15 protein-coding genes and 1 pseudogene are annotated in these 17588 nt (G+C 67.3%); 9 read left to right on the top strand and 7 right to left on the bottom strand.

The features are described from left to right. Window positions 1–214 precede the first annotated feature (214 nt). Window positions 215–1792, top strand: coding sequence for an alpha/beta fold hydrolase (locus AC3DEZ_RS14030; RefSeq protein WP_488388762.1), 1578 nt, complete (start codon window positions 215–217; stop codon window positions 1790–1792). Between the two features lie 63 nt (window positions 1793–1855). Here the strand turns inward: AC3DEZ_RS14030 and AC3DEZ_RS14025 are convergent, their stop codons facing one another. Next, the gene (locus tag AC3DEZ_RS14025; protein ID WP_488388761.1) at window positions 1856–2350 is read right to left on the bottom strand and encodes a lipocalin-like domain-containing protein; all 495 of its coding nucleotides are present in this window, start codon (window positions 2348–2350) and stop codon (window positions 1856–1858) included. A 105-nt stretch (window positions 2351–2455) separates the two neighbouring features. On the opposite strand from AC3DEZ_RS14025, the gene AC3DEZ_RS14020 reads away from it, so the two are divergent. The 6 genes from AC3DEZ_RS14020 (at window position 2456) to AC3DEZ_RS13995 (ending at window position 8135) form a co-directional block, all read left to right on the top strand. Next, the gene (locus AC3DEZ_RS14020; protein WP_488388760.1) at window positions 2456–3304 is read left to right on the top strand and encodes a LysR family transcriptional regulator; all 849 of its coding nucleotides are present in this window, start codon (window positions 2456–2458) and stop codon (window positions 3302–3304) included. Between the two features lie 182 nt (window positions 3305–3486). Next, on the top strand, window positions 3487–3810 hold the full coding sequence (locus tag AC3DEZ_RS14015; RefSeq protein ID WP_488388759.1) for a hypothetical protein: 324 nt from the start codon (window positions 3487–3489) through the stop codon (window positions 3808–3810). 417 nt (window positions 3811–4227) lie between these two features. Further along, window positions 4228–5058, top strand: coding sequence for a hydroxypyruvate isomerase family protein (locus AC3DEZ_RS14010; RefSeq protein ID WP_488388855.1), 831 nt, complete (start codon window positions 4228–4230; stop codon window positions 5056–5058). A 32-nt stretch (window positions 5059–5090) separates the two neighbouring features. Continuing rightward, on the top strand, window positions 5091–6776 hold the full coding sequence (locus AC3DEZ_RS14005; RefSeq protein ID WP_488388758.1) for a GMC oxidoreductase: 1686 nt from the start codon (window positions 5091–5093) through the stop codon (window positions 6774–6776). Beyond that, entirely contained in the window at window positions 6776–7348 is a 573-nt protein-coding gene (locus AC3DEZ_RS14000) for a gluconate 2-dehydrogenase subunit 3 family protein (RefSeq protein WP_488388757.1), read from the top strand. Before AC3DEZ_RS14005 ends, AC3DEZ_RS14000 begins: the two co-directional genes overlap by 1 nt. A 43-nt stretch (window positions 7349–7391) precedes the next feature. Continuing rightward, the gene (locus AC3DEZ_RS13995; RefSeq protein WP_488388756.1) at window positions 7392–8135 is read left to right on the top strand and encodes a 3-keto-disaccharide hydrolase; all 744 of its coding nucleotides are present in this window, start codon (window positions 7392–7394) and stop codon (window positions 8133–8135) included. 35 nt (window positions 8136–8170) lie between these two features. Here the strand turns inward: AC3DEZ_RS13995 and AC3DEZ_RS13990 are convergent. The 5 genes and pseudogenes from AC3DEZ_RS13990 to AC3DEZ_RS13970 form a co-directional block, all read right to left on the bottom strand. Further along, a pseudogene (locus AC3DEZ_RS13990) lies at window positions 8171–8356 on the bottom strand (c-type cytochrome); the annotation flags it as partial. A gap of 134 nt (window positions 8357–8490) precedes the next feature. Further along, window positions 8491–9345, bottom strand: coding sequence for a sugar phosphate isomerase/epimerase family protein (locus AC3DEZ_RS13985; protein WP_488388755.1), 855 nt, complete (start codon window positions 9343–9345; stop codon window positions 8491–8493). Window positions 9346–9412: 67 nt separating this feature from the next. Beyond that, window positions 9413–10537: a Gfo/Idh/MocA family protein gene (locus tag AC3DEZ_RS13980; protein ID WP_488388754.1), complete on the bottom strand. Its 1125-nt coding sequence runs from the start codon at window positions 10535–10537 to the stop codon at window positions 9413–9415. An 11-nt stretch (window positions 10538–10548) separates the two neighbouring features. After that, the gene (locus AC3DEZ_RS13975; RefSeq protein WP_488388753.1) at window positions 10549–11763 is read right to left on the bottom strand and encodes a nucleoside permease; all 1215 of its coding nucleotides are present in this window, start codon (window positions 11761–11763) and stop codon (window positions 10549–10551) included. Between the two features lie 28 nt (window positions 11764–11791). Beyond that, window positions 11792–12844: a sugar phosphate isomerase/epimerase family protein gene (locus tag AC3DEZ_RS13970; RefSeq protein ID WP_488388752.1), complete on the bottom strand. Its 1053-nt coding sequence runs from the start codon at window positions 12842–12844 to the stop codon at window positions 11792–11794. 92 nt (window positions 12845–12936) lie between these two features. Here AC3DEZ_RS13970 and AC3DEZ_RS13965 point away from each other — a divergent pair, with 92 nt between their 5' ends. Further along, window positions 12937–13941 carry a LacI family DNA-binding transcriptional regulator gene (locus tag AC3DEZ_RS13965; RefSeq protein WP_488388751.1) on the top strand — a complete coding sequence of 335 codons (1005 nt, stop codon included), beginning with the start codon at window positions 12937–12939 and terminating at the stop codon, window positions 13939–13941. Window positions 13942–14083: 142 nt separating this feature from the next. Here AC3DEZ_RS13965 and AC3DEZ_RS13960 read toward each other — a convergent pair whose 3' ends face one another. Then, window positions 14084–16435, bottom strand: a complete 2352-nt coding sequence (locus tag AC3DEZ_RS13960) for an autotransporter domain-containing protein (protein ID WP_488388750.1) — start codon at window positions 16433–16435, stop codon at window positions 14084–14086. 172 nt (window positions 16436–16607) lie between these two features. Here AC3DEZ_RS13960 and AC3DEZ_RS13955 point away from each other — a divergent pair, with 172 nt between their 5' ends. Then, window positions 16608–17570 carry a helix-turn-helix domain-containing protein gene (locus AC3DEZ_RS13955; protein ID WP_488388749.1) on the top strand — a complete coding sequence of 321 codons (963 nt, stop codon included), beginning with the start codon at window positions 16608–16610 and terminating at the stop codon, window positions 17568–17570. Window positions 17571–17588 lie beyond the last annotated feature (18 nt).

Genomic DNA, 17588 nt, shown 5'->3' with positions numbered 1-17588 from the left:
GAGTACGGCCAAGGTTCGTGGGATGTGCATGCGCCTATCGTATCGGCTGCACGGAGACATTGGAGGGCCGTTTGGAGCTGTTCGGCGGACTGAAGCAAGCGGACCTCCATATGGGAGGAGATGCTGGCTTCCATGGCGAAGGCGACTCCGCGTATTTCAAGAAAGGAGGCCGGGCCAGAACCACGTTCGTATCCCGTCCTGACCGGAGTCCACCATGTCCAGCAAGCCTGTTCCCGTTTTCTCCAATGACCGTTCATCCCCCGATTCCCTGTTGGCGGATTCAACGGGTCCGTATCGTGTTCCGCATCCTTGCGACAACACACGCGCCGGCTCATCGCGCAACAGCAAACTGACGCGGCTGCTCGCGGCTGCCTGCCTGCTGGCCTGCGCGGCGCCTGTACTGGCCAGGGACATGCCCGCGCCATTGGTGTTTTCACCCTATGCGATGGAGACCAAGGGACACGGCACGATTGCGGCGGAGGAGGCCTTCCTGGAAGTGCCCCGTCGACACAGTGAACCGGATGGGCCGCGTATCCGCCTGCGGGTCGTGCGCCTGCCCGCGACCGGTGGCGATGGCCGCGCCGCGCCGGTGGTCTATCTGGCGGGTGGTCCGGGTGGCTCGGGCTTCGGCACGGCGCTCGGCCCGCGTTGGCCGGTGTTCGATCGTGTCCGTCGCGAGACCGACGTCCTGCTGCTCGACCAGCGGGGCACGGATTTTTCGGAAATGCCTCCGGAGTGCTCGCATGCACATCGTTTCGATGATGCGCAGCCGCTGCAACGGGAGGCCGCGCTGGCCGCGCTGCGCGAGACCGCCATCAGCTGCATCGCCGAATGGCGGAAGGCGGGGGTCGATCTGGCCGCCTACACCACCGCCGAGAGCGCGGACGACATCGAGGATTTGAGGCGTGCGATGGGGTTGCCACGCGTCAGTCTATGGGGCATGAGCTACGGCACGCATCTGGCGCTGGCCACGGTCCGCCGTCATGGTCCGAGCCTCGAGCGCGTGGTGCTGATGGGTACGGAGGGGCCCGACGATACGATCAAGTTGCCACTGGCCGCTGATGCCCTGTTGGCGGATCTGGCCATCGTCGCCAGGAAAGACGGCTTCGACGATCTACAGGGATCGGCCCGGCGCGTGCTGGAGGCGTTGCGCCATCAGCCAGGCCAGGGCAGCAGCCCCATGCATGACGGCAGAAAGGTGACCATTGGCGAGTACGACGCCAAGCTGGCCATCGTGATCGCGCTTGGGCGGCGGTCCTTCCAGCGGATGCTGCCGCTGGCGTTGCGTGAAGCCGAGGGCGGCGACTACGGCCTGTTGGGAGGCATTGCGCTGATGGTCCGTGAGGAGCTTGGCCGGTTCCGCGCCATGCCGTTGGCGATGGATGTGGCGTCTGGTCAGAGCCCGCAGCGCCGGGCCCTGGCGGAAGCGCAGGCGCGCGCGAGCATGTTCGGCGACGCATTGAACTTCCCGTTCCCGGAACTTGCCGACGGCCTCGGGCTTGTCGACCTGGGGGAGACATTCCGTGGACCGCTGCGCAGCGATGTAGCGGTGCTCTTCATCAGCGGCACCCTCGATGGCCGCACACCGGCGGCCAACGCACAGGCGATGCTGCCCGGTTTCAGCAAGGGCAGGCAGCTGCTGGTGCGTGGCGCCAGCCATGACAACGAGCTGTGGCTTGGCAATGCGGGTATCGCCGGGAACATCGCCGACTTCCTCGCCGGTCGACCGGTCAAGGACGAAGCCCTGGATGTGGCGCTCCCGGTGTTCATCACAAGCAAGACGGACCTGTAGAAGCGGACACAAGCCAACGGTTGAGGGCAACTGGGCGCCAGGAACCTCGCGCCCGCCCACGGTCTAGTCCAGCTTCTTCCACACGGAGACCGGAATCGAACCATCCGGTCTCCGTGGTACCTGATAGCTCAGCACACCGTCGTCCAGGGCGTACGCGCGCTGCTGGGTGGTGCCTTCCCAGTTGGGGAACGAGGCGCCTTCGATGCGGAAGGTGAGGGTGTGCCGGGGCACGTCGACCGCAACCGTTCCGTAGTGGGTGCTGGAGCCCAGTGCGGCCGAGGCGTATTCGTCGGCGCTGCCGCTGGCCTTGTCGCCCGAGGCGAATTGCAGGCGTTCGGACTTGAAGATCTGCAGTGAATAGCGTCCCTGCGCATCGACGAGCAGACGGCCCGCGGGCGACCTGCCGTAGTCACGGATGCGTTCTCCGCCGGGCAGGATCTTGTCCGCCGCGACCAGTGCCCAGGTGCCGCGCAGGGGCGATTCCGGTGAAGCGGCCCGTGCGTCGCGCATGGCCAGGCCGGCGAGTATGGCGAAGGTCATTCCTAGGATGGGATTCATGGGGGAGGGGCCGTGCGTGGAGTGGGCAAAAACGGTACCCTGCGGCCAGCATTCTTGAAACGCATCCATGATGATATCTACGATTCATAAATCGAATCATAGAAAATGAAGCCCCTGGACATCACTGCGGTGCAGGCTTTCGTGATGGCGGCGGACTTGCAGAGCTTCACCCGCGCCGCCGACGCGTTGGAGACCACCCAGTCCGCCATCAGCCTCCGGCTGGGCAAGCTGGAAACGCAGCTCGGCAGGCGGCTGATGGAGCGCTCGCCCCGTCACGTCCGGCTTTCCGCCGAGGGACTGGCTTTCCTCGAGGTCGCGCGCGAACTGCTCTCGGCCCACGATCGCGCCGTCGCGGCGCTGGACGCCGAAGTGCGCCGGCTGGTGGTCGGCATCAGTCACGAACTGATCGGCAGTGAACTGCCTTCCCTCCTGCGCCGCATCAACACGCACGACCCCGGTTTGCGGGTGGAGATGCGGGTGGGAGGCAGCCGGGATCTCATGGCGCTGTATGACCAGGGCGAACTCGACGCGGCCTGGGTATTGCGGCCGGATGATCGCCGCAAGCGGGGCAAGGCCGTCTATTCCGAACCGATGTCCTGGGTGGCGGCGCCCGGGTGGCATCCGGTTCCCGGCCAGCCCCTGCCGCTGGCGACGCAGGGCAAGGCCTGTCGCATCCGCAACGCGGCCGCGCGCGTCCTCGACGCCGCCGGCATCGCGTGGGAAGAGGCATTCGTCGGAAGAGGCGCGGCCACGGTGGGCGCGGCGGCGGCGGCCGGCATGGCCATCGCCGTCCTGGCGAGCCGCGCCGCGCCTTCGGGGACGGTGGATGTCGGCGACGCGTTCTCTCTTCCGCCCATTCCCGCGCAGGATGTCATGCTCTACAGCAGCCTCAACGATCGGCGATCGCGGGAGGCCCTGCGCCTGATGGCGCTGGCCTTCCAGCAGACGCGTTGACGGGCGGGGCTTGTTCCGTCGTGATCACCGGAACATCTGATCAACCCGAATGCGATACGGAACAGGGAGAGGGTCCGATGAAGACTTGTTTGCTGTCTTGCGTTGTGCTTCTGGCGGCATGCTCGCAGCCTTCACAGGTTTCCTCTTCCGACGCATCGACACCGCGTGGCGCGGAGTGTTCGATGTTTGGAAAAGTCGATCTCGCGGAAGTGTCAGCGTCTGACCGTGTGGTGCTTGAGGCCGCATCCGCGGACCACTGCGCCATCCTGGCCGGCCGAGCTCCGGTACACGCCAGACCTGATGCTTCGTTCAGGCGCACCCAGAACGGATCCACGGTGCGCCATGCCGGTGATGGTTGCAGTCTGCTCGATGTGCGCGACGCGCGGTTCATTGGCGGCGTCCCGGTGGGTGTCTTCGGCCCGGTGCTGAAGTTTGACGGGCGCCTGTCGAAAGACGGCCTGGAAGTGTCGCAACTGCGCCTGGTCAGCACGCCGGTTCGACATTGATCGCCGCTTTCCGCGACGCGGCTTCAGCTTTCATCGCGGAGAAGCGTGTCGTCTTGTTCTGATGAGGGTCCTGCGTCGATCGACGGGAAAGCGCGCGATTTTCGGCGCGCTGCTGTTGTGCCATGCAGCATAAATTTTCGTGTCCGGAGTCTTGCATGAACACGCAGGGCTGCTTTATGGTGCAATCGATTGCATCAGGGCGAATCTTCAGGTTTCGTGCCGGTCGGGAGGCCGGGGATGGATGGATGTCTATTCGATCGGACCGGCGCGCCGCGTGGGCGACCGGTGTGCTTCCCGTGGCAGGGGCGATGCCTTGAAAGATTCGTTTGAGCAAGCTTTCCTTTGTGGTGTGAGGATGCCGGGATGACCCCCCTGGACCCGAAGTTCACAAGACGCAGCGCGTTGCGCGCGGCGGTGATGGGTGGCCTTGGCCTGGCGGTCGGCGGGGTGATGCCCGGGTTCGCCGCTGAAAAGCCACTCGCGCTCAAGGGCAGGCTGAAGCATTCCGTCGCCCGCTGGACGTTTCCGAAACAGTCGGTCGCCGAGCTGTGCCAGATTGTGAAGGGGATTGGTTTTGCCGCCATCGATCTGGTCGGACCGGAAGACTGGCCGACGCTGAAGGCGCATGGCGTGTACAGCTCGATGTGCAACGGCGCGGAGATCAACCTGGTGAAAGGCTTCGCCGGGGCCGAGTTCCATGACGAGCTGGTGGCGCGCTACACCCGCCAGATCGATCTGGTGGCGGACGCCGGCTACCGCAATCTCATCTGCTTTTCCGGCAATCGCAACGGCATGGATCCCGAGCAGGGAATGGCCAACGCCGAGGCGGGGTTGAAGCGCATCCTCGGGCATGCCGAAAAACGCGGCGTGATGCTGGTGATGGAGTTGCTGAACTCGAAAGTAGATCACCACGATTACCTGTGCGATCACTCCGAGTGGGGTGTCGCGCTGTGCAAGCGACTGGGATCGAGGAATTTCAGTCTGCTCTACGACATCTACCACATGCAGATCATGGAAGGCGACGTCATCGCCACCATCCGCAAGCACCACGAATTCTTCACGCATTACCACACCGCGGGCGTGCCGGGCCGGCACGAGATCGGCGACGATCAGGAGCTCAACTATCCGGCCATCTGCCGCGCGATCCGCGATACCGGATTCGACGGCTACCTGGCGCAGGAGTTCATGCCCGCCGCGCCGGATCCCGTCGCCTCGCTGCGTGAGGCGATACGCCTCTGCGACGTCTGAAACAGATATCCACCCAGGGAAAAAGAGTACCCATGGCAGACAATCACTACGACGCCATCGTCGTTGGCTCAGGAATCAGTGGCGGTTGGGCTGCCAAGGAACTGACCGAGAAGGGCCTGAAGGTCCTGATGCTGGAACGCGGACGCAACATCGAGCACGTCAAGGATTACGTCAACGCGATGAAGGAGTCGTGGGATTACCCGCATCGTGGCCGGCCGACCCAGGCGATGAAGGCGGAACATCCGGTCCTGATGCGCGACTACCCGCTTTCCGAGGAAACGATGGGGATGTGGGCCGACGAAAAGGATTGTCCCTACACGGAAACCAAGCGTTTTGATTGGTTTCGCGGCTATCACGTGGGTGGCCGTTCGCTGTTGTGGGGCCGGCAGAGCTATCGCCTGTCGGAAATGGATTTCGAGGCGAACCTCAAGGAAGGCATCGCCACCGACTGGCCGATCCGCTACGCCGACATCGCGCCCTGGTATGACTACGTCGAGAAGTTCGCCGGCATCGCCGGGACCCGCGAGGGACTGGACGTGCTGCCGGACGGCGAATTCCTGCCCCCCATTCCGCTGAACATCGTCGAGAAGGACGTGGCGGCGCGGATCAAGCACGCCTTCGGCGGTACCCGCCACATGATCCATTCGCGCACCGCCAACATCACCCAGCCCAAGCCCGAACAGGGCCGGGTCAACTGCCAGTACCGCAACAAGTGCATCCTGGGCTGCCCCTACGGTGCGTACTTCTCGACCCAGTCGGCCACGCTGCCGGCGGCGATGAAGACGGGCAACCTGACCCTGCGCCCGTTCTCGATCGTCAAGGAAGTGCTGTACGACAAGGACCGCAAGCGGGCGCGCGGCGTGGAAGTCATCGATGCCGAGACCGGCCAGACCTATGTGTATACGGCCAACGTCATCTTCCTCAACGCCTCCTCGTTCAACTCGACCTGGGTGCTGATGAACTCGGCGACCGACGTGTGGGAAGGCGGCCTGGGCTCCTCGTCCGGCGAGCTGGGCCACAACGTCATGGACCACCATTTCCGCGTCGGCGCGTCCGGCCGGGTCGACGGTTACGAGGACAAGTACTACTTCGGCCGCCGTCCCTGCGGTTTCTACATTCCGCGCTTCCGCAACGTCGGCAACGACAAGCGCGACTACCTGCGCGGCTTCGGCTACCAGGGCGGCGCCAGCCGCTCCGGCTGGTCGCGCGAGATCGCCGAACTCAACGTCGGCGCCGAACTGAAGGATGCGCTGACCGTGCCGGGTGACTGGTCCATCGGCATGACCGCCTTCGGCGAGATGCTGCCCTACCATCAGAACCGGATCAGCCTGGATCCGGAACGCAAGGACAAATGGGGGCTGCCGGTACTGGCGATGGACGTGTCCATGCGCGAGAACGAGCTGGCCATGCGCCATGACATGGGCGCGGATGCGGCCGAGATGCTGGAAGCCGCGGGCGTAAAGGACGTCAGGACGCACGACAGCGACTACGCGCCCGGCATGGGCATTCACGAAATGGGCACGGCGCGCATGGGCCGGGACCGCAAGAACTCGGTGCTCAACAAGCACAACCAGGTCTGGGACGCACCCAACGTCTACGTGACCGATGGCGCCTGCATGACCTCCAGCGCCTGCGTGAATCCGTCGCTGACCTACATGGCGATGACGGCGCGCGCGGCCGACCACGCGGTGCGCGAACTCAAGGCGGGGAACCTGTGATGGAACGTCGCGAACTTCTGAAGATGATCGCCGCCGCCACCGGCGCGGCCATGATTGGCGTGCCGGGCCTGGTGTTTTCCCAGACGCCGGGGGTGAGGAGTGCCTTCTCGGCCACCGACATCGCCCTGCTGGACGAGATCGCGGACACCATCCTGCCGCGGACCAGGACGCCCGGTGCGAAGGACGCCGGCGCGGGCCCCTTCATGGCGCTCTACGTCACCGACTGCTATACACCGGAGCAACAGGCGATTTTCCGCGCGGGACTGGCCGATATCGACAAGCGCGCCGGTGGCCGCTTCACTTCACTCGCGGCGCAGGCACGCACGGAATTGCTGCGCAGCCTGGATGCCGAAGCCCGGAAGCAAGTCAGCATGGCGACGGTGGCCGCCGGGGGAGCCCATCGGGGACCGGTCAAGCCGCACTACTTCACGATGCTCAAGCAGCTGACCATTTTCAGCTTCTTCACTTCGCAGGTGGGCGCGAACGAGGCGCTGCAGTACGTCGCCGTTCCGGGTCGTTATGACGGCGACATGCCCTACGTGCCGGGCACGCCCGCGTGGGCGACCGACTGATCGACTTCACCGATTTGCCTGGGCCGCGCTTGCGGGGGACATGATGAACAAACCGATTTTGATGGCTGCCTGCCTGCTGGCCGCGGGCCCGGTGTTCGCGCAGGCGCAGGTCGACCCGCAGCGCGATCCCGCCAGGACCGAAGTCTGGAAACCGATTCCGGCGACGGTGGCCACGCCGCACGATGCCGCGCCCTCCGACGCCGTGGTGCTGTTCGATGGCAAGGATCTCTCGGCCTGGGAGAGCGAGTCGGGTGGCAAGGCGCCCTGGACGGTCGCCAACGGCGCGGTCACGGTAGTGCCGGGCAGCAAGGGCATCCGCACGAAGCAGCGCTTCTGCGACATCCAGCTGCATGTGGAATGGCGCACGCCCACCGAGACGAAAGGCTTCGACGGCCAGCATCGCGGCAACAGTGGCATTTTCCTGCAGGAGGTCTATGAACTGCAGGTGCTCGACAGCTACAACAACGCGACTTATCCCAACGGACAGGCGGCCTCGATCTACAAGCAGGCCATCCCGCTGGTGAACGCGTCGCGCGCGCCGGGCGAATGGCAGGTGTACGACGTCATCTGGAAGGCGCCGCGCTTCTCCGAGGGCGGTGGTCTCGTCTCGCCCGCGCGCATCACCGTGCTGCACAACGGCGTGCTGGTGCAGAACGACACCGTCCTGTCAGGCAAGACCGAATACATCGGCGCGCCGTCCTACGCGCCGCATGGCTGCGCGCCGATCTACATCCAGGATCACGACGCCAAGGTCAGCTTCCGCAACCTGTGGGTGCGCGAGCTGTAAGCGTCCGGCGCGGAGCGGGGCTCCGCGCCGGGGTGTTACTGCTTGAGGAAGGCCGCGAGGTCTTCGACATCCTTGTCCGACAGATGGCCGAAGGGCGGCATCATGCCGCCGCCTTTCCGGATGCGTTCCTTGATCTGTTTCGGGTCCAGCCGCTTGCCCACATCGGTCAACGCGGGAAACGCGCCGGCCACGCCCGCACGATTGGCGCCGTGGCAGGCCGCGCAGTTGGCGGCCTAGACCCTGGCACCCGCCACGGTGTCTTCGGCGGAAGCGGCGGTCGCCGCTTCCGCCAGCGCCACGGCGAGCGCGGACAGGCCCGCCACGCCGATGAATTTGAGCATCCGCTGCCCGCGCATCAGTGGCCAGCGCCGACCGGCAGGTGCTTGCGCAGGTAGTCCGCTCCGATCTTGACGACGGCGGCGGGATCGCGCGGCTCATCGTGTTCGATGATGTACCACTGCACGCCGGCCTTCCGGGCGGCGGGAAGGATCACCTTCCAGTCCAGCACGCCCTGGCCCAACGCGGCGAAGCCGCCTTCGTCCGTGGCCTGGCCCTTCGGCGCGTTGTCCTTGGCATGCACCGCGAACACCCGCCCGCGGAACTTCGCCAGCATGGCGGCCGGGTCATGGCCGGCACGTGCCACCCAGGCCAGATCCAGCTCGGACTTGAGCGTGGGGCCGGCCGCTTCGAACAGCAGTTCCAGCCCGGTCTTGCCGTCGAAATCGACCAGCTCGAAGTCGTGATTGTGATAGGCCAGGGTCATGCCCCTTTCCTGGACCTGCCTGGAGATCCCGCCCAGTTCCTTGCCCAGCGCGGTCCAGCCGGCGGCATCGGTCGGGCGCTCCTGGTCGCCCAGGTACGGCACGACCAGATAGGTGTTGCCGAGCGCCTGGTTGAACGCCACCACGCCGTCGAGATCCTTGCGCAGATCCGCCAACTGCACGTGGGTGGAGACGGCCTTGATCGCATACTTGTCGAGCAGCTGCTTGAGTTCCCCGGCGGTGACGTTCTGCGTGCCGACGGTCTCCACCGCGTGGACGCCCGCGTCGTGGACGATCTTCAGCTGTTCATCGAGCGTGGCGACGTTGCGCAGCGTGTACATCTGCACCGCGATCGGTTGGGCCGGCGTCGTGGCGTCCCTGGCAAAGCCGGGCAGGGCGGCCAGGAGCAGCAGGGCGGTGGTCGCGATCTTGCGTGGGGTGGTGCGCATCAGGGTGTCCTCCGGGGATTCCGATGACTACAGGAAAAAAAGTGGGGTGGGGTGTGCGTCCATGCGATCAGACGATGGGGGTCCAGGCGCGCGAGCGGGCCGAAGCGATGACGCGATCGACGATCAGCGCCGAGCGCAGTCCGTCCTCGAATGTCGGCAGCCCTTCCGGCCGCTCGGCCAGGATGGCGTGATAAGTGTCCGCGACGAAGGCCTCGAAGCAGTTGCCGTAGCCCTGCGCGTGGCCGGCCGGCAGCACCGACAGCCGGCGCTGTTCCGCGCTTCCCGCACCCGGGCCACGCGTGAAGATCTCCTCGCGCTGGTCGGGCAGACCGATCCAGAGCCGTTCGCTGTCTTCCTGATCGAACGCCACGCTGGCCTGGGCGCCGTCGATTTCGAACCACAGGCGGTTCCGGCGTCCCGCCGAGACCTGGCTGACGGTCAGCGAGGCCAGCGTGCCGTTGCCGGTCTTGAACAGCGCCGCGGCGACATCCTCGCTCGACACCGTCTGCATCGCACCCCCCGCCGCCGGGGTGGCGAAACTCTGGCCGGTGGCGGCGGCGCGCTCGGCGATCACGGTTTCGAACGCGGCGCTGACGTCGACGAAACGCTCGCCGCTGACCCATTCCACCAGATCGCACCAGTGCGAACCGATGTCGGCGAACACGCGCGAGGCGCCGCCCAGCGCCGGATCCACGCGCCAGTTGTTGCTGGCGGGATCCAGCAGCCAGTCCTGCAGGTAGCTGCCGTGGATGAGACGCAGCGGCCCCAGCTCACCGTGGGCGATGCGCGCGCGGGCCTCGCGCACGACCGGGTGGTAGCGGTAGACGAACGGCACCGTGGCCACCAGGCCGGTGGAGGCGGCCAGCGCGGCCAGCGCCTTGGCGTCCTCCAGCGTCGTGGCCAGCGGTTTTTCGCAGATCACGTGCTTGCCGGCTTCCAGCGCGGCCTGCGCCATCGCCCGATGCAGGTGGTTGGGCGTGCAGACGTGCACGACCTGCACCTGCGGATCGGCAAGCGCCTCCTCGATGTCACGGTAGGCGCGCGGTGCGTCCCAGGCCTGCGCCACGTCCTTCGCGCGTTCCGGTGACGAGCCGGCCACGCCGCGGATGGCCGCGCCGGCCAGCAATGCCGCGCGGCGATGCACCGCGCCAATCATTCCGGTGCCGACGATGGCGACTCCCAGCTTGCTCATCTACGCAATCCTCAATGTGCGGAAGACGCGGCGGCGGCCGGCCGGTCGCGGAACAGGAACAGGAAGGCGATCAGCACCACCAGCGCGACGCCCGCCGGGAACAGCCAGATCTGGCGCCAGTCCGGACCCGCCGCCGTGGTGTAGTGCTCGACGACCGCGCCGGACAGGAAGGTGCCGATCAACATGCCGACGCCGTAGGTGGCCAGGGTGATGAAGCCCTGCGCGCTGCTGCGGGTGTCGGGACCGGCGTGGGCGTCGGTGTAGATCTGGCCGGTGACGAAGAAGAAGTCGTAGCAGATGCCGTGCAGCACGATGCCGATCACCAGCAGCGAGAAACCCGAGCCCGCATCGCCATAGGCGAACATGCCGTAGCGCAGCACCCAGGCCGCCATGCCCACCGCCAGCATGGTCTTGACGCCCAGCCGCACGAACAGGAACGGCATGGCCAGCATCAGCAGCACTTCGGACACCTGGCCCAGCGATTGCAGGCCGGCGGCGCCGCGCACGCCGAGATCGTTGAGATAGGGATTGGTGAAGTTGTAGTAGAACGACAGCGGGACGCAGATCGCGATCGAAGCCAGGAAGAACACCAGGTACGAACGCGACTTCAGCAGGCGCAGCGCGTCCAGTCCCAGGATCTGCCCCACGCCCGCGTTGCGCTGCTGCGCCAGCGGCGGCGTGTGCGGCAAGGTGAGCGCATACAGGCCGAGGGCCAGCGAGGCCGCCGCCGCCATCCGGAAGGTGAGCTCGAGGCGATGGGCCTGTTCCCAGCCCAGCCAGCCGATCAGCACGCCGGCGACGATCCAGCCGATGGTGCCGGAGACGCGGACGAGCGGGAACTGTTTTTCCGGCGACTGCATGTGCCGCATGGCGATGCTGTTGACCAGTGCCAGCGTCGGCATGAACAGCAGCATGTAGATCATGACGCAGGTCGCGAACGTGCTGAAGCTGGTGGCCGTGGAGGCGACCCACATCAACACCGCGCCGGCCAGATGCAACGCCGCCAGGATGCGCTGCGCGGCGAAGTAGCGATCGGCGATCAATCCGACCAGGAACGGCGCGACGATGGCGCCGATGGACTGGCTGAGGAACGCGGTCGCCACCTGGCTGGCGCTGGCCTGCAAGGGGCCCTGCACCAGATAGGTGCCCAGGGTCACGAACCACGCGCCCCAGATGAAGAACTGAAGAAACATCATCGCGCTCAGGCGCGACATGGTGAACGTCATGACTTCCCCTCCCAGGTCGGTATTTGGCTCAAATCCCCAGCATGCCGCGCAGCGCTTCCGGGCTGGTGCCGCTGTCGGCAAAATCGTCGAAGGCGCGTTCGGTCACGCGGATGATGTGGTCGCGGATGAAGGGCGCGCCTTCGCGTGCGCCGTCTTCCGGATGCTTCAGGCAGCACTCCCATTCCAGCACGGCCCAGCCGGGGAAATCGTACTGGGCGAACTTGGAGAAAATCGCCTTGAAATCGATCTGGCCGTCGCCCAGCGAGCGGAAACGGCCGGGACGATCGATCCAGTTCTCGTAGCCGCCATAGACGCCGCTGCGCGCGCTGGCGCGGTATTCGGCGTCCTTGACGTGGAAGACGCCGATGCGGTCGTGGTAGCGATCGATGAAGCCGAGATAGTCCATCTGCTGCAGCAGCAGGTGGCTCGGGTCGTACAGGATCTTCGCGCGCGGATGGTGATCGACGACCTCGAGGAATCGCTCGAAGGTCGCGCCGTCGTGCAGGTCCTCGCCCGGATGGATCTCGTAGCACAGGTCCACGCCGCAGGCGTCGAAAGTGTCGAGGATGGGGCGCCAGCGGCGGCCGAGTTCGGCGAAGGCTTCCTCCACCAGTCCGGCCGGCCGTTGTGGCCAGGGATAGAAGTAGGGCCAGGCCAGCGCGCCGGAAAACGTCGCGTGCGCCGTCAGCCCCAGGCGCTGGCTGGCCTTGGCCGCCAGCTTCACCTGTTCGACGGCCCAGGCCTGCCGGGCGGCGGGTCTGCCGCGCAGTTCCGGCGGGGCGAAACCGTCGAACAGGGCGTCGTAGGCGGGATGGACGGCGACCAGCTGTCCCTGCAGGTGGGTGGACAGCTCGGTGATCCGGATGCCGTGCCGGGCCAGCGTGCCGGCGACCTCGTCGCAATAGGCCTGGCTCTGCGCGGCCTGGGCGAGATCGAAGATATGGGGCGCGCTGGTCGGCACTTGTACGCCAGAATAGCCGAGCCCGGCGGCCCATTCGGCCAACGTGTCCAACCGATTGAAAGGAGCCTCGTCACCGATGAACTGCGCCAGGAACAGCGCGGGACCCTTGAGTGTTTTCACGGCAATCCGCCTCGATGCAATCGATTGCATTATCCTAGCATGGGCCAACCGGGACACGCGTTGTGCACCGCATCGGGGAACCTTGGGCTGATATGGCGACCATCTACGACATCGCGAAACACGTCGGCGTCTCGGCCGGCACCGTGTCGCGCGCGCTGTCGCGGCCGGAGAAGGTCCTGCCGGCCACGCGCAAGCGCATCGAACAGGCCGCCGCCGCGCTGGGCTATGTCCCCAACACGGTGGCCCGGACGCTCAAGACCCAGCGCAGCAGCAAGATCCTGGTCACGGTCCCGGACATCGCCAACCCGTTCTTCGCCCAGATCCTGCAGGGCGCGGAGGAAGCCGCGCAGGCCGCCGACTACGCCGTCCTGCTGGGCGATACCCAGCACCAGCCGGATCGGGAGGAGCGCTATGCGCAGATGCTTCCGCGCAACGAGGCGGACGGGCTGATCGTCCTGGGGCACCGGCTTCCGCCGACGGCGCAGGAGATCGTCCGGCAGCTGGGGGCCACCGCGCCGGTGGTCAACGGAAGCGAGTTCGATCCGGCGCTGGGCATTCCCAGCGTCCATATCGACAACGCCGCTGCGTCGCGCACCGCGATGGAGCACCTTTACGGACTGGGGCACGCGCGGATCGCCGTGGTGGGCGGCCCGACCGACAATCCCCTGCATCAACAGCGGCTGGAAGGGGCGAGGATCGCGGCCAGGGCGCGCGGCCGCCTGCGTCTGTTGTCGATCGTCCCTGGCGATTTTTCGGTGGAATCCGGCTACGCCGCCGCGAAGAAACTGTTCGGCCAGGCGCCCGCGCCGACCGCCGCGTTCTGTTTCAGCGATCAGATGGCGCTGGGCATGCTCGCGGCATGCCGGGACCTGGGCATCCGCGTGCCGGAGGATTTCTCGATCGTCGGCTTCGACGATCTGGCCTCGTCCCGCTATCTCAACCCGCCGTTGACGACCATCAGCCAGCCCATGCGGGAGATCGGCGTCCGCGCGGTCAAGCTCCTGCTCGCCATCATCGAAGGCGTGGACGTGCCGCACCAGCAGATGCTGGACTTCAGTCTGATGCTGCGCGGATCGACGGCCGCGCCCGCGGGATAGCGGATTCCGGATGCCATCCCCGGGGTGGCCGGGGCCTCGCATTCCATGACGCCCGCGTACCCGACCGTACCGGACGCGGGCCAGGGACGCTGTTCTTCCTGGCATCGTCCACGTCGCCACGCATCTGGCCCGTGACGGCGGACTAGTCCTGCTTCTGCGCGCTGATCATCAGCATGCGCTCGCCGGAGAGCGAATCATGGTTGGCGTGGCGGCCCTCCAGGCCGATCGACCAGCCCCCGCGTGGCGCGTACCACCACGCACCCACGCCCACGAGCACGCTGCCGCGTTCGCGTTCCGGCAGGACGAGGCGATACCGGATCGCCGCCACATCCACGTAGGCCAGCTCCGCTTCGGTATCGCCGTCGAGCGCGCGCGCGTATTCCAGCCGCGCCTGCGGCACCAACCGGCCTCCCATCAGGCTGAAGTCGCGTTGCACGCGCAGGCCCAGCCGGACATTGCGGGTATCCACGTCCATCGCGGCGAATGCCAGCCCGAGCGCGCCGGCCTCGCGATAGGCATCCAGACCGGCGCGCGCGAAGTCCAGCCGCAGGTAGGAGGTCCACTGCAGGCCGGCGCGTTCGAAGGTGGCGCCGGTGGAAAGCGACGCGAACCACTGATCGCCATCGCGTGATGCGGCGTACCGCTGTCCGTCGAGGGAGGAGTACCGGTACAGATCGAAGGACAGCTGCTGGTAGCCCAGCAGCGCGTCGGCGAACCAGCGCTCGCCGGGATGGAAACTGGCGTACACCGCGGCCGTGTAGGCGCGCGCCTGGCTGCGCGAATCATGCGGGCCGATCTCGGTGCGGTCGCGTCCCCAGCCCAGCCCGGCGCCCAGCGCCCAGCGGGTTCCGAACGGCATGTCCGCGCCCACGCTCAGTCCGTCGCTGCGCACGTCCAGTCCCGCCTGCTGGCCGCTCCCGCCACCACCCGCCCGCAGCGTGCCGGCCGACCACAGGCCGAAGCCGCGGGCCGCGTCTCCACGGTCGTCGGCATCGCCGTCGCCGTCGTCGTCGTCGTTGTCTTGCATGGCGTGGCGGCAATCCGCCGGATCGTCCCGCGTCTGCGCGCAGGCGGGGCGCGTCGAGTTGGCCTGCAGGCGAATGCCGTGATGATCGCGGACGCGACCGTCGTGCAGTTGTTCCAGACGCTGGCCGAAGTTGTCCTGCTGCGCGCGGGCGAAGCGCCGGGTGGCGTCCACCTGGGCGACGACCAGCCCACGGACATCGGCGTCGGCGGTGGGGTCGGGGCGACTGACACGCAGGGTCAGCGTGGCGCGATTGCTGGAGAAAAACCGCGACCGCAGCCTGAAGGTGATGCGCGTGGTGCCGCTGAAGCTCAGCCGCGGAGTGAACGTCAGCACGAAGCGGGTGACGCCATCGCGGGTCTCCCGGCTCAGTTCACCGGTGCCGACCGAGCTCTCGGGCAGGTTCAATTCCACGTCGGTGAAGGGACCGCCGGTGGCGCCTTCGGTCAGATCGATCCGGAACGGCGCGCCGGCCATCAGATCGAAGCTGCGCGAAGGCACGTTGGCCGTGCCGTCGACCACGCGCAGGCGCAGCGTGGCGATGTTCGATTGCCCGCCGTTCCGGCCCTCGAGCCGATAGCGCAACGCCACCTCGCCGGTGTAGCCGGACTGTATCGACAGCATCATCGCGCCGGGATTCGAGGAGGGGGCCGGTATCAGCCACAGTTCCGGCGGCGGCATGTCCAGCAGGCTGATGTGGGAGAACGAGCCGCCGTCGTTGGCGCCCAGATCCAGTTCCACCGCGGATTGGTTGCTGAGCAGTTCGAAGGCATCGTCGCGCGCCACCAGCGCGGCGTCGTGGACGATCAGCCGGTCCTGCCAGCGGCCGGTATGGCCGGCGCTGTCGGTGGCGAGGATCGTCACCGGAAACTCGCCCGCCCCGGTCGGCGTGCCGGTCAGGGCGCCGTCCGGCGACAGTGACAGGCCGGGTGGAAGCGCGCCTTCGGCCAGCGAGTAGGTGAAACGGACGCTGTCGTTCAACAGGAAGAAGAACCGGGCGTGTTCGCCGACCACCAGTCGTCCCTCCGCGACGATGCTGGCGCCGATGCGATGTTCGACCACGCGGATGCGGCCCGGGACGGTGGCCTGCTGCCCGTCGGGATCGCGCGCGGTGAGCGTGAAGTCGTGCGTGCCGATGCCCGCGGCGGGCACGTCGCCGACCAGGTGCCAGATCAGCGGAATGCCGGGATCGGCTTCGACCCGCAGCCACGACGGCGAGGTGGCGGGATCCAGGGTGACCGCGAAAGGGCCGGGCGAGGTGCTGCTGATGAACACCGTGCCGTCGAACCCGTGGCCGGCATAGGCGGTGACCTGGGGGACGACGATGACGGGCGGGTCGGCGCTCCATGCGGGCACCGGCCAGAACAGGCATGCCGCCAGCAACCAGCTTGCCAGCCCGCCGGCACGCGCGACGGCGGACAGCCACGACGACGCACGGCTTGGCGGTCCGCGCCTGGGCGATGACGACATGGAGTTTTCCCCTGGACAACGGCGGCGGCCGGACGCCGCGATGGCGGCATCTTCGGGAACCCGGCCGCGCGGGTGTTAGGCCCAGCGTCCGGGCGGCTTGTTCCAGGGTCCGGTCGTGCCAGAATCGTCATCGTTCGCGGGCGTGCCGTCGTCCGCCATTCCGGGGGATTCCATGGGCGAAACCAGAGCATCGACGCGGCCGGTCCGCGCGGAGACCCGCGCTTTGCCCGCCGCGCAGCAGTTCGCGGCCTGGCATGCGCTGATGTGGCGGATCGATCTGGCGCGCGGCGCCGGTGCGCCGGTGGGCTTCGACGCGTCGCTGGGCATCGAGCGGGCGCGCAGTGGGGTGGAGTTGTGGAACCACATGTCCGACGCCGTGGACGTGCGTCGCGATGCGCGCCGCTGCCGCCGTGATGGCGGGGACGAGATCTACGTGGCGCTGGCGCTGGAGGGCGATACCCGCACGGAGCAGGACGCGCATCGCCTGCGATCGCCGGCGGGCAGCCTGTACGTGGCCGATTTCGCACGACCGTTGTCGGCGTGCTGGTCACGCCACCGTGAGCTCGCGCTGGTCATTCCGCGCGAACGCGCCGAGCGGGCGCTGGCGGGGCGGGGACCGGGCGCGCGTCTGCGCAACCTGGCGCAGACCGGCGCGGCCGCGTTGCTGGCCGCGCAGATGCGCGCGCTCGCGCGCGAGGCGCATGCATTGCCGCCCGCGCTGCTGGACGCCACCCTGGATCATTGCGCCGACCTGGCCCTGTACGCGCTTGCCGAATCGCCGCAGGCCGAGCGGCTGGAGGCGCGCGACGCGGACGTCCTGCACCATCAGGCGTTGCGATTGATCGAACGCCATTGCGCGGATCCGGAATTCGGCCCGGCGCGCCTGGCCGAACTGCTGTGTGTTTCGCGCAGCCGGCTGTTCGAGGCCTTCAGGGCGCGCGAGCATGGTCTGGAGGCCAGCCTCTGGCGGGCCCGGCTGGAACGCGCGCATGCCCTGCTGGGCCTGTACGGCGCGACCCGTCCCATCGCCGAGGTCGCGCTGGCGTGCGGTTTCCTGGATCCGGCCGGCTTCAGCCGCATGTACCGGCGCCGATATGGCATGCGTCCGCAGGAGCGTCGCGCACAGGGAAAATGATGGCCCGCGATGCGCGGG

The organism is Pseudoxanthomonas sp. 134C1 (assembly GCF_057773065.1).
Note: the sequence above shows the minus strand (reverse complement) of the source record. Positions and strands in the feature narration are given on the sequence as shown.

Excerpts from the sequence above, each read along its gene's own strand:
- AC3DEZ_RS14030 (WP_488388762.1), top strand. The coding sequence starts at position 215 with ATGTCCAGCAAGCCTGTTCCCGTTTTCTCCAATGACCGTTCATCCCCC.
- AC3DEZ_RS14025 (WP_488388761.1), bottom strand. The coding sequence starts at position 2,350 with ATGAATCCCATCCTAGGAATGACCTTCGCCATACTCGCCGGCCTGGCC.
- AC3DEZ_RS14020 (WP_488388760.1), top strand. The coding sequence starts at position 2,456 with ATGAAGCCCCTGGACATCACTGCGGTGCAGGCTTTCGTGATGGCGGCG.
- AC3DEZ_RS14015 (WP_488388759.1), top strand. The coding sequence starts at position 3,487 with ATGTTTGGAAAAGTCGATCTCGCGGAAGTGTCAGCGTCTGACCGTGTG.
- AC3DEZ_RS14010 (WP_488388855.1), top strand. The coding sequence starts at position 4,228 with ATGGGTGGCCTTGGCCTGGCGGTCGGCGGGGTGATGCCCGGGTTCGCC.
- AC3DEZ_RS14005 (WP_488388758.1), top strand. The coding sequence starts at position 5,091 with ATGGCAGACAATCACTACGACGCCATCGTCGTTGGCTCAGGAATCAGT.
- AC3DEZ_RS14000 (WP_488388757.1), top strand. The coding sequence starts at position 6,776 with ATGGAACGTCGCGAACTTCTGAAGATGATCGCCGCCGCCACCGGCGCG.
- AC3DEZ_RS13995 (WP_488388756.1), top strand. The coding sequence starts at position 7,392 with ATGAACAAACCGATTTTGATGGCTGCCTGCCTGCTGGCCGCGGGCCCG.
- AC3DEZ_RS13985 (WP_488388755.1), bottom strand. The coding sequence starts at position 9,345 with ATGCGCACCACCCCACGCAAGATCGCGACCACCGCCCTGCTGCTCCTG.
- AC3DEZ_RS13980 (WP_488388754.1), bottom strand. The coding sequence starts at position 10,537 with ATGAGCAAGCTGGGAGTCGCCATCGTCGGCACCGGAATGATTGGCGCG.
- AC3DEZ_RS13975 (WP_488388753.1), bottom strand. The coding sequence starts at position 11,763 with ATGACGTTCACCATGTCGCGCCTGAGCGCGATGATGTTTCTTCAGTTC.
- AC3DEZ_RS13965 (WP_488388751.1), top strand. The coding sequence starts at position 12,937 with ATGGCGACCATCTACGACATCGCGAAACACGTCGGCGTCTCGGCCGGC.
- AC3DEZ_RS13960 (WP_488388750.1), bottom strand. The coding sequence starts at position 16,435 with ATGTCGTCATCGCCCAGGCGCGGACCGCCAAGCCGTGCGTCGTCGTGG.
- AC3DEZ_RS13955 (WP_488388749.1), top strand. The coding sequence starts at position 16,608 with ATGGGCGAAACCAGAGCATCGACGCGGCCGGTCCGCGCGGAGACCCGC.